The 7,547-nt window shown below is 50.3% G+C and carries 5 protein-coding genes; 3 read left to right on the top strand and 2 right to left on the bottom strand.

Annotated features, from left to right (window positions below; all coding sequences use genetic code 11):
• Window positions 1–206 precede the first annotated feature (206 nt).
• Window positions 207–2,270: a DNA helicase IV gene (gene helD, locus ACS18Q_RS19125; protein WP_004726727.1), complete on the top strand. Its 2,064-nt coding sequence runs from the start codon at window positions 207–209 to the stop codon at window positions 2,268–2,270.
• Between the two features lie 30 nt (window positions 2,271–2,300).
• Window positions 2,301–2,927 (top strand): bifunctional nicotinamidase/pyrazinamidase, encoded by a 627-nt coding sequence (gene pncA / locus ACS18Q_RS19120; RefSeq protein WP_441257684.1) that lies wholly within the window; start codon window positions 2,301–2,303, stop codon window positions 2,925–2,927.
• Between the two features lie 63 nt (window positions 2,928–2,990).
• Here pncA and ACS18Q_RS19115 read toward each other — a convergent pair whose 3' ends face one another.
• Together ACS18Q_RS19115 and torT are read right to left on the bottom strand one after the other, a co-directional pair.
• Window positions 2,991–3,446 carry a methylglyoxal synthase gene (locus ACS18Q_RS19115; RefSeq protein ID WP_004726723.1) on the bottom strand — a complete coding sequence of 152 codons (456 nt, stop codon included), beginning with the start codon at window positions 3,444–3,446 and terminating at the stop codon, window positions 2,991–2,993.
• Window positions 3,447–3,500: 54 nt separating this feature from the next.
• The gene (gene torT, locus ACS18Q_RS19110) at window positions 3,501–4,499 is read right to left on the bottom strand and encodes a TMAO reductase system periplasmic protein TorT (protein WP_441257683.1); all 999 of its coding nucleotides are present in this window, start codon (window positions 4,497–4,499) and stop codon (window positions 3,501–3,503) included.
• Window positions 4,500–4,586: 87 nt separating this feature from the next.
• On the opposite strand from torT, the gene torS reads away from it, so the two are divergent.
• Window positions 4,587–7,532 (top strand): TMAO reductase system sensor histidine kinase/response regulator TorS, encoded by a 2,946-nt coding sequence (torS, locus tag ACS18Q_RS19105; RefSeq protein WP_441257682.1) that lies wholly within the window; start codon window positions 4,587–4,589, stop codon window positions 7,530–7,532.
• Window positions 7,533–7,547 lie beyond the last annotated feature (15 nt).

The raw sequence follows: 7,547 nt of genomic DNA, 5'->3' as shown, positions 1-7,547 counted from the left end.
CTGATAAAGCCCATCAATTGATGGGCTTTTTTCTTTTTGAACGTATACTTTTTGAACGTATAAACATACGGTGCATTCGTTAGACTTAACACCTTGTTTAATCGCAGGTTGTGGGTGTTATCTACGCAAACAATTGACATTATTTTTTCATAGCCACGGTCGTTTAGGTTATGATTGTCGGCAACGAAATCGATGAGTAATGATCAATGCAGCTAAGTGCGAAAAAGACTGCACAATTTTTTATATCTAACGAATATCATCAAGTTGGACTTGAAGATGAGCGGGTTGTGCTCTCGTCGCATCTGAGTGAAGAACGCATTCCGTTCAATGTCTGGAATGGTCAGATTAAAATTCATCGTGGCTTGGTTTGGGGAGCGCTTCAATTTTATGCCCATGAAGAACAGGGCGTGCAGCGGTCTTGGTTGGTTCAAGGGTTGCCTTGGCCGGAATGTCGTCAATTTGCGCATAAACTGGTCGCGATCTATCAGGAATGGCACAATCGTCAATGTGCCCAACTCAGTCACTACCTGCCGAAATGGCAAAATGAACTGAGTTATTTGCAGCGTTTACCGTCATTTTTGCCACACTCTTTGGTTGATCACTGGGTCACGTCTGTGTTTGATGATCTTTCAAGCATGGGCATGACGCTGGAAGAGGCGCATCAGCGCTTACCTGAGCATATCGAACTCTTGTCCCCTTGGTTGCTTGATACCAGTGAATCCTTGTTGGAACGCAATCACCAGTGGATCGAAAATGAACGCCTGAACTGGGAAGTCTTGTTCTCTAAATTAGAATCGTCTCCGCTGAATGTGTCGCAGCAACAAGCCGTTTTGCTCAACGATGATCACAACTTAGTCTTGGCTGGTGCGGGTTCGGGTAAAACCAGTGTGTTGACCGCTCGTGTCGCGTACTTGCTGCAAAGCCATCTGGCCAATGCAGAAGATATTCTGTTGGTCGCATTTGGTCGTGATGCCTCAAAAGAGATGGAGCAACGCCTGAGCGACAAAATCGGTCTTGCGGCGGAAAAGGCGCGCGTGAACACTTTCCATCAATTGGGCTTGTATATTCTCAATCAGGTAGAAGGTCAGAGCGTGGTGATTTCGCCGATTGCGCTGGATGACAAACTCAAGAAAGCGTGGTGTATCGACTGGCTCAAACGCCATTGGATGACGCCGACCAACTTCAAACGTTGGCAGAAACATTTGGCGAAATGGCCGATTGCCTATTTGGCAGGAGATGATGAACTGGGCAGCCACGTGGAAAACCCCAAACTCATCGCTTGGCTGGAAAAACAGCTGGATCAGCTCGCACAGCTCAGCATCAGCAAAAAAGAGATTCAACAGCGTTTGGTTGAGCATCCGGATTACGCGCGTTTAAATAGCGAACTGTCGCTAACTTGGCCGTGTTATCAAGCTTGGCAACAAATGCTAAAAGAGAGCAATCAGATTGATTTCAACATCATGATCAGTCGCGCGACGGATTATGTCAGAAAAGGTAAATTCGATAGCCCGTGGAAATTCATCATGATCGATGAATATCAGGATATTTCGCCGCAGCGTTTGGAACTGATTCAGTCTTTGTGTGAACAGAAACCCAATCACACCAATTTGTTTGCCGTGGGCGACGATTGGCAGTCCATCTATCAGTTTGCTGGCTCGGATGTCAACCTCACGACCGATTTTTCCGCGCGTTTCCCGCATTCCACAGTCCATTACTTGGATACGACGTATCGATTCAATGATCAAATTGGCAGCGTTGCCAACCGATTTGTGCAGGAAAACCCAAGTCAGGTGCCCAAAGCTCTCAACAGCTTCAAAACTCAAAAACAAAAAGCGGTTTATGTGGCGCCAAGTAATCATGTGGAAAAAGTGCTGGATCAACTCAACCGTCAGGCCAGTGGCATGAAAACGGTCTTGTTACTTGGCCGAAATCATTATCACAAGCCAGAACTTTTGCGCGATTGGCAGAATCATTACTTGTCACTGCGTATCGAGTTTATGACTTGTCATGCAAGTAAAGGGAAAGAAGCGGACTACGTGATTGTGCTGGCTGTGGATGAAGGGCAGTTCCCGGCACGCGTGAAGAGTTTGCATTTAGACAGCGCCTTGACGCAGTCGTCTGATCGTTTCCCTTACGCTGAAGAGCGCCGCTTGTTTTATGTGGCGATGACGCGGGCGAAAGACAAAGTATGGATCACGCACAGCGGGAATGGTTCGGCATTTGTGCAGGAATTGCTGGCCGGCGACTATCCGGTTGTGAAACAGAAATAACGACTCCCTTTATCGGATAAGGACAAATGGATGAGCAAGACGCTAATTTTAGTTGATGTGCAGAATGATTTTGCACCGGGTGGCGCATTGGCGGTACCGGAAGGTGATGTGATTGTTCCGGTCATTAATCGACTTCTCCCTCATTTTGATCATGTCATTGCGACCAAGGATTGGCATCCTGCGGATCATGCGAGTTTTGCTTCAGTGCAAGGTAAATCGATTGGCGATATGGTGGATCTCAACGGGGTCAGCCAAATCATGTGGCCGGATCACTGCGTGCAGCATACCGATGGTGCGGCGTTTATTCCCGGTTTAAACACCGACGAGATCGAGTATGTGGTGTACAAGGGCACCCATTCGGCGATCGACAGCTACAGCGGTTTTTTTGATAACCAACGCCAGCAAAGTACCGGACTGGCCGATTACTTGAAAGACAAAGGCATTGACGAGGTTTACATTGTCGGTTTGGCGACGGATTACTGCGTGAAATTTACCGCACTCGATGCCGCATCGTTGGGGCTTCAAACCATAGTGATTGCCGATGCGTGTCGTGGTGTGAATCTGTCTCCGGACGATTTCCATCAAGCATTCGAAGCGATGAAGGCTTCCGGATGCCGCGTGATCTCCTCCGATGAATTTTTGGCATCAATCGGCTAAGCCGCGAGGCCAACCTTATTCAATCAAAAATCCCCTCATCAGAGGGGATTTTTTTAGGGCCATTTAGGTGCGTTCAGCAAGGTAGGCTTGGTAGTCTGGGATCTCAATGTCTACTGGTTGTGCCATCAGCTCTGAGTTAAATAGGAACTTCGCGGTGGCGCGGTTGGTTGCGACAGGAATGTTCCACACACTGGCGATACGTAACAGGGCTTTCACATCCGGGTCGTGCGGTACTGCGTTCAGCGGATCCCAGAAGAAAATCATCACATCGATTTTCCCTTCCGAAATCATGGCACCGATTTGTTGATCGCCGCCCATCGGGCCACTGATCATACTGGTGATCTCAAGGCCAGTCTCTTTGCTGAGCATGTGGCCGGTGGTACCTGTGGCGTAAAGTGAGTGCTTTTGAAGCTTTTCGAGGTTTTCTTTGACCCAGCGCAGCAGCTCGCCTTTGTAGTTATCGTGAGCAACTAATGCGACGTGTTTACTTGCCGCCATGGTGCGCGTTGTTTTTTTCATTGGTTCTTATCCTAATGTGTCTAAGCTTCATGTGTAATAACCAAAAGCGCTTGTCTATTCAACGACTTTTACTTCAAAAGTCGGTCTGAATTCAGATGGAGATAACGATTCAGCAATAATTTGCTCGTCGAGCGTTTCCGGTGTGAGTTTTGCTATTTCGGGAGCCGCGTGGCGCTCATACGCTTCTCCCCGTAAGTAATGAGCTGCCTGACGAATCGACAAACGACCTTGTTCGACCATCTTGTCACTTGGCGCAAACGCCACGCGTTCTCTGAGTAGACCGCGATAAACGCCATGACTCAAGTAGGTTGAGACCAATTGAATCTGATGTTGCTTGTTGGCGTTTCGCAGCTCGCTGATCGCCGCTTCAATGGCGACAGCACTGCCGACGATATATTGAATGCGTGGTTGTTCAACCGCTTGTTGCACTAAATTGCGTTGCAGCTCTTTGTCATTGTCGGCCCACAAGGTGATGGCGATGCGAATGTCGCTGTGCCCAATGGCATCATAAAAGCCTTGTACCATGGGTTTGGTGCCGCCGCGTTGTTCTGGCCCCGGTAGAAGGGCAATCGGGGTTAGACCGCTACCTGTTGGGTGAAGCCGAGCCAAGTAATCTCCTGCGTAATAGCCCATCCAATACCAATCTACGCCGACACCGCCTTTGAGGTGCGCGCGCTGATCATCGTCTAAGATGAGTTCATTCACGATCGCAAAAACGGGGACATCGCCAGTTAGTTGGCTCAAATCATTGTGATAGCCATCGGGTGACACTGTACCGAGCAGAATGGCTTGTGCCCCCCAAGCGATGCAGTCTTTGATTTGCTGCTGTTGCTTCAACTGGCTGGGATAGCCGCCGGCTTCAAGCACTTTGAGTTCAAGGTGTTGTTTGCGCGCTTCATCGACCATGCCGTAGTTGACGGAGAGCCAATACGAGTCTTTGAGGTGTGGGTAAAGCGCGCACACTTTGGGCTGCGCCACGGCCATCAAACTCAGCATCGAAGAGGACAAAATCAATAAGGTGGAGAACCAGCGTGACAAATTCAGACAAAGCATGAGGTTATTCATTGGCGAATAGGGATAAACACTGCAAAATATAGCCCAATTTCAGCCGTTAAAGAAGCGACTTAGTAGGTCATCCGTATGCGAATCAGCAAAACCAGTATTGGACATAAACTATTGTTATCGTTTATCGCGATGGCTTGTCTGGTGCTGTCTTCGGCCATCATTGGCATGTTGGGCTTTTCGCAGGTCTCTAAAACGGAGCGCCAAGTGGTCAACAGCGCCATTCCTGCCATGCTGGAAGCGCGCCAAGTGGCCGAACTGAGTAATCGCATCATCGCATCCGTTCACACGTTGTCGAATGCCACCGACGAAACTCAGCGCAAGCGCGTGGGCAAGCTGCTGTTTGATCAGCTCGATCAGTTGCTGGGGCATGTGAAAACGTTGGGACAAGATTCCTCCGATACGCAACTGCTTAGCTCGCTTGAGGCGGATGTACAAAGCGTGATTGATACGTTGGGGCTGCTGGGGCAAGAGGTAGAGCGAAAGCTACAGTTGGCTGACTCACTCGTTGACCAAGCACTTCACATGCGCGCCTCGGCGCAAGAGCTAGAACAGCTCACCCGCACCCAAGTCCTCAACACCAGCACCGTGGCGGTCGCGAATGTCACCCACATTTACGATTTGCTCAAAGAACAACGAAATGATCAGGTGTACCAAGCGCTCGATACGTTGGTTGAAGTCGATTTGGACTTGTCGGAGCGCCTACACGAGCTACATCTCTTGGCGTATAAAGTGCTCAATGAAATCGAAGAGACGCGCACCGTTACCGACATTCAACGCATCGTCGCGCTGCAACAGGAATTTGTCAGCAATATCGATGTCATGCAACGCCGTGTTCAGGCGGTTGAAGATCCCACACGCTCCATACAAATGGCGACATTGCTCGCCGCATTGGCGCAAGAGCAAACCATATTTGAAAATTTGATTGCCCGGCATGACAGCACGTTGCGCGCGCAAAAATTGGCCACACAATCGCTGGACCAGTTTGCCTCGTTAAACCAACGCGTCAATCAGTTGGTCGATGCGTCTAACCAATCAGCAACTGCGGCGGTGGTGCAACTGTCGCGAACATTGAGCCTAGCGCAGTGGACACTGTCCGTTCTCAGTGTGATGGGTTTGATCGCCACAACGTTAATCGTATGGCGCGTGGTGTACCAATCGGTGGTGAAACGCTTGGCACGTCATACTGCGGCGCTCCTTTCCGTTGCCAAAGGGCAATTACACGTTGAGGTCGACACGCAAGGTCATGATGAACTGGCGGAGATGGGACGAGCCATCGCGACCGCCCGAGATACCGCCAAAGCGCTGAACGTGGTGGCCGAAAGCGAAGTTAAAGCCAAGCGAGAGCTGCAAGAGCATAAAGCGCACCTAGAAGATGTGGTGGAAGAGCGCACCACGCAACTGCGAGAAACCAACCACAAACTCAATCAAGAAGTGCTCAACCACGCCAAAGCTCGTTTGGATGCAGAACAGGCCAGCCGCAGCAAATCCGTATTCCTTGCCACCATGAGCCATGAAATTCGCACGCCGATGAATGGTGTTTTGGGCACGGCGCATCTGCTTCAAGACACGCCATTGTCTGATGTGCAGCGTCATTACGTGAACGTGATTGATCAAAGTGGCCAAAACCTGCTCGCGATTCTCAACGATGTGCTCGATTACTCCAAAATTGAAGCGGGCCATTTGCAGATTCGTCACGCCAATTTCAACCTGCGTCACATGTTGCGTCATGTCTATCAGTTGATGGAAAGTCGCGCCATCGAAAAAGGTGTCACGCTCAATCTGCACGTGGATTCGGATCTCGCGGAGGATTGGCAAGGGGACGAAACGCGTCTTCAACAGGTGCTGAATAATTTGGTCAGCAACGCGATCAAATTCACGCCGCACGGTCACATTGACCTGGCGGTGTACGCGGACCCCGACGACGAACAAAAGCTGCTGTTTGAAGTGTGTGACACGGGCATTGGGATTCATGAAACCGATCAGCAGACCCTATTTGATGCTTTTACTCAAGCTGAGGCTGGGCTTGCGACGCAAGGCGGGACCGGATTGGGGCTGGCGATCAGCCATCGCTTAGTGGCGGCCATGCAAGGCGAACTGCGTTGCGAATCGGTAGTGGGCGAAGGCAGTCGGTTCTATTTCTCATTGGCTTTGGCTGCGGGAGATGCGTGCAATCGTATCAACGAGGTCTCACTTGGCCAAACCGCTGCGCTGACCGTGTTGGTGGTGGAAGACAATGACGTCAATCAACTGGTTGCCGAAGGATTCTTAACGAGTTTGGGGCACCATGCGGTGATGGCATCGAACGTGAAAGAAGCGCTGCGTCTTTTTGCCCAGCAGCGTTTTGATGTGGCGCTTTTGGATATCAATTTGCCAGATGGTGATGGCGTCAGCTTGCTCAAACAGCTCAGAGCGATAGAGCAACAGCATGCACAGACGCTGATTCCGATGATCGCCGTGTCAGCTCATGTCTTTACTGAAGATGTCAGCCGTTATTTGGCTTCAGGATTTGATGGCTATCTGCCTAAACCGCTGGTGAAATCGGCGTTGGCGAACACCCTTGCAGCGCACATGGGAACGCCCAAGTTACCAGAAACCACAGCGCGCAATATGCACTCGATTCAATCTCAACCTCAGTTGATGCACCATCAATCAATGTCACACCAATCAATGCCACATCAATCAAACACGGCATTAGTCAACGTGGCGCAGCTGGAAGAGGATGTCGCAGTGTTGGGCCGAGATAAAATGCGTGAAATCATGACTTACTTTGCCGATGGCGCGCGCCAAGCCTTGGCGATCTTTTCTGCGTCAACGAGTAGTGAAGAAGCTGTGAAACAAGCCGCGCACAAACTCAAAGGTTCGGCTGGCAGCTTGGGTTTAACCCAAGCGATGACACTGTGTCAATCGATTGAACAAGCGGATTCACCGCAAGCCAGTGCGCAATCGCTGTATGTTGAGCTGGAAACGACGATCGCTGCTTCGTTGGTAGAGCTGGACGCACTGTTGTCGCGTGACCGTTAAAGATGTCGCGTGAGC

It is taken from the genome of Vibrio sp. Vf1514 (assembly GCF_052076135.1).
In the GTDB taxonomy this organism is placed as follows: Bacteria; Pseudomonadota; Gammaproteobacteria; order Enterobacterales; family Vibrionaceae; genus Vibrio; species Vibrio furnissii.
Note: the sequence above shows the minus strand (reverse complement) of the source record. Positions and strands in the feature narration are given on the sequence as shown.

Coding starts and splice junctions, on each gene's coding strand:
- torT (WP_441257683.1), bottom strand. CDS start 4,499: ATGCTTTGTCTGAATTTGTCACGCTGGTTCTCCACCTTATTGATTTTG.
- pncA (WP_441257684.1), top strand. CDS start 2,301: ATGAGCAAGACGCTAATTTTAGTTGATGTGCAGAATGATTTTGCACCG.
- ACS18Q_RS19115 (WP_004726723.1), bottom strand. CDS start 3,446: ATGAAAAAAACAACGCGCACCATGGCGGCAAGTAAACACGTCGCATTA.
- helD (WP_004726727.1), top strand. CDS start 207: ATGCAGCTAAGTGCGAAAAAGACTGCACAATTTTTTATATCTAACGAA.
- torS (WP_441257682.1), top strand. CDS start 4,587: ATGCGAATCAGCAAAACCAGTATTGGACATAAACTATTGTTATCGTTT.